The 3,460-nt window shown below is 45.0% G+C and carries 3 protein-coding genes; 1 reads left to right on the top strand and 2 read right to left on the bottom strand.

The features are described from left to right. Both MGMO_RS16690 and MGMO_RS16685 read right to left on the bottom strand, forming a co-directional pair. On the bottom strand, window positions 1-866 hold an 866-nt coding region (locus tag MGMO_RS16690; RefSeq protein ID WP_036308487.1), incomplete at its 3' end, for a hypothetical protein. A 200-nt stretch (window positions 867-1,066) separates the two neighbouring features. Next, window positions 1,067-1,585, bottom strand: coding sequence for a cytochrome P460 family protein (locus MGMO_RS16685; RefSeq protein WP_023496245.1), 519 nt, complete (start codon window positions 1,583-1,585; stop codon window positions 1,067-1,069). A 270-nt stretch (window positions 1,586-1,855) separates the two neighbouring features. Here MGMO_RS16685 and MGMO_RS16680 point away from each other — a divergent pair, with 270 nt between their 5' ends. Further along, on the top strand, window positions 1,856-3,361 hold the full coding sequence (locus MGMO_RS16680; RefSeq protein ID WP_023496244.1) for a phenylacetate--CoA ligase family protein: 1,506 nt from the start codon (window positions 1,856-1,858) through the stop codon (window positions 3,359-3,361). The last annotated feature ends 99 nt before the right edge of the window (window positions 3,362-3,460 follow it).

Below are 3,460 nucleotides of genomic sequence, written 5' to 3'. Positions count from 1 at the left end.
AATACTTTACCTAATCGGTCTCTGAGTTCTTCATCAGTGGTTGAAATTCCTACAAGATAAAAAGCTGAATATCTCTCCTTGAAGAAAAAGACCTCAAAAGGATTCCTTAGAGTGTCGATTACTATCAAACAAGGAGAGTCCTTCACATCTCCTTTTCTATGCTTTTCACGCAGAAGTTTGATTAGTTTATTGGCAGATAATGCAATTGAAAAAAATTTTTTAGCTGAAAATACAGGCTTTAATGCATTCTCAGATGAACGTATATTGTCACCTATAGTTTGATAAAATTTAGTATAAGTATCGTCATGTTTATTATCAAAATATGATTTTAACTTATTAGAAAATATCGGTATCTTATTGAAATACCAGTCATAGCTAAAATCTATATCTTTTTCCACTAAATCATGGAGTTTTATTGAAGCTTCGTTATTACATTGAAATATGTTAAAAAACTTGTAATTGTCATCATTTTTTAATTGTATTAACTCATCAAACTGACTTCTAAGATCATCATCAAATTTTTTTAACTTCTCACTATCAAAACCATAATTATTTTTCAAATACTCTTTAAGATCATCGAAGGACGAGTTTAGTAAATAGCCAGTAATAATATCCTTGATACGAATTACTTCAAACGCACACCAGTTATGTTTTAAATACTCATAAAGTATTTTATATTTCCTAACATCATTTTCATTTTTATAAAATGAGGCATCACTTGGTGGATTAAAATCAGGCCATTCTTTGCTTTTTAATAGATCCGCAGTAGTTGAACAGCCTGAGCCGGTAAGTCCCGTTAATCCTAAAATCAGAAACTTCTTCCTTTCAGAAAAAAGTTCTTCAACCGCTTCGCTTTCTTTAGTCATTAATTATTAATACATTTAAGTGTTAAAATTACTGTGGCATCATCTTATGAATGATTCTAGTGAGAAAGCTTAGCTTGTATTTCAAATTGTTTTTATGTGTTTCATCACAAATTTCAAATTTTGAATCTAGATATAAGGTTGGGGTGAACTTGTGAACCCCAACACATCATCTCCGAGCAATTTTTTTGGTTATTCTTAAGTTAGGGCAAAGGCGCTTTCCGGGTAAACACATAACCCGTTTCTTTCGCCTGTAAATGGCAGGTCGAACATTCCTGGGCAAATCCGGCATCGTTGCCGTAAGGTTTTTGTTCCATGCCCAGCCAGCGGGCGTAGCCCCAACCGTTGGTATCCGCGAATTTCTTGCTGTCCCTAATCATGAATTCGACATGCGTTAGTTCGCCCGGCACGGTGGCGGCGGCAAAATTCGGGTGGGTGCTGTCTTTCCAGGCCAATTTGGCGAGCATGCTGCCGTCTGGCCAGGGGTTGGTCTTGCCTTCCGTCGCGGCTTTCGTGGCAATCGGGTTCGCGAGGATAATCCGCAACGAATCCTTATCCGTCCGGTGCGATACGCCGAGAGGTTGCCAGGTTTTATAATCTTTCGGGATGGCAATCCCGTTCGGCGCGGGTGCAACAGTGGCTTCCCGGGACAAAGCGGGCGCGGACATTGTCATGAATAATGCAGCGATCAGAGCGGATTTAAGAATCAGGTTATCGGGCATAAGGACCTCGCAAGGTTAACTTTTTAATGTGCCTTGATTATACTGGGTTATAAATTTGACGGTTAATTTTTGGCTGTATGAAATCTTGGCGTTGTTTAGAAAGCAATTAAGGAATCTTTGGACAAGTCCTTCGCATCTCAGGACGAACGGTAAGGGGTTGATTCCGTTCGTGGTGAGCTTGTCGAACCGTGAAGGGAATCAGCGCGTCCTGAAATTCCAATGTGTTTAAGTTTCCCTGATTTAGCGGATTATTTATTTTGGCGGGCTACTATGTCGAATCCACAAACATTCTCATCAAAAGACATTTTTCGGGATTTTATGGAAAAACCGTTAGACGAGTTGCTTTCGATAAATCAAGCCATCAATCCCGAAGACAAGGTTTTGGCGTTGTTTCACCGTTGTGCGATAGAAGTGCCCGCTTACCGACAGTTTTTGGAAGCACACGGGGTAAATCCCATTGGGATTACGTCCTATTCGGCATTTCAGGCGTTGCCCTTGATGAACAAAGCCAATTACATGCAAGCTTATCCGTTGCCGGAACGGTGCTTGGGCGGCAGTTTACGGGGGTCAGGCCGGGTGGCGGTATCTTCCGGTTCTACGGGTCAACCGACGTTTTGGCCGCGTTCTGCTGCTTACGAACTGGATGTCGCCATGCGCTTCGAACAGGCCTTCCATGACAGTTTCCGCGCCCATGAACGCAGTACGTTGGCGGTGGTGTGCTTTGCCTTGGGCAATTGGGTGGGCGGCATGTTTACGGCTTCGTGCTGCTGGCATCTGGCGCAGAAAGGTTACCCTCTAATGGTGGCGACCCCGGGCAACAACAAGGCGGAAATTTTTCGTGTGGTGCGCGAGTTGTCCCCGCATTTCGAGCAAACGGTGCTTTTGGGTTATCCGCCGTTCGTTAAGGACGTTATTGATGCCGGTATTGCTGAAGGCATTGAATGGGCGCGCTTCAAGCCCAAGCTGGTTTTTGCAGGCGAGGTGTTCAGCGAGGAATGGCGCAGCTTGATCGGGCAGCGTATCGGTTCGACATCGCCCTGCTTTGATTCTGCTTCGCTTTACGGCACAGCCGACGGCGGCGTACTCGGCAATGAAACACCGCTCAGCATCGCCATCCGCCGCTGGCTGGCAAACCATCCCGATGCCGCCCGAGACTTATTCGGCGAATCGCGTTTACCCACGCTAGTGCAATACGATCCGGCCAACCGTTTCTTTGAAACGCACGAAGGCACGCTGGTGGTTTCCGGCGAAAATTCCGTGCCGTTGGTGCGCTATCACATCGCCGATAAAGGCGGTTTAATCGCTTATGAGGAGATGTGGGGTTTCCTGAAAGGGAAGGGGGTGGATTCACTTGGCGAGTTAGGGCTGGAAAATGATTATCAGCCACGCAACTTGCCGTTTGTCTATGTGTTTGGGCGGGCGGATTTCACCGTATCTTATTACGGGGCCAATATTTATCCTGAAAATGTCACGGTCGGTTTGGAACAACCGGACATCATGGTATGGGTAACCGGCAAATTCGTGCTGGAAACACAGGAAACCAAAGATGGCGATAAAGTCCTGCACATTGCTGTGGAATGTTTGCCGAGCATTGATCCAGATGAAGCCGTCGCGCCAGCCATAGCCGAGTCCGTTCGTACCCAGTTGTTGCGTTTGAACAGTGAATTCGCCAATTACACACCTGTCGAGCGGCAATTACCCCTTGTTTCCCTGCGTCCTTTTGCAGATACTGAGTATTTTCCTGCTGGCATAAAACATCGGTACACCAGGAAATAAACATAGGCCTAAAGCATAAACTGTAAATCCGAATCATAACAGGCGAACCTACTTAGGGGTAATCGGGAAAAGAATGGTGAGCAAGCACCATATACGGTA

It is taken from the genome of Methyloglobulus morosus KoM1 (genome assembly GCF_000496735.2).
In the GTDB taxonomy this organism is placed as follows: domain Bacteria; phylum Pseudomonadota; class Gammaproteobacteria; order Methylococcales; family Methylomonadaceae; genus Methyloglobulus; species Methyloglobulus morosus.
The sequence above is the reverse complement of the archived record's forward strand: the minus strand, read 5'-3'. Positions and strand labels throughout refer to the sequence as shown.

Bases quoted from the DNA above. Each gene is read 5' to 3' on its own strand.
- MGMO_RS16685 (WP_023496245.1), bottom strand. From the start codon at position 1,585: ATGCCCGATAACCTGATTCTTAAATCCGCTCTGATCGCTGCATTATTC.
- MGMO_RS16680 (WP_023496244.1), top strand. From the start codon at position 1,856: ATGTCGAATCCACAAACATTCTCATCAAAAGACATTTTTCGGGATTTT.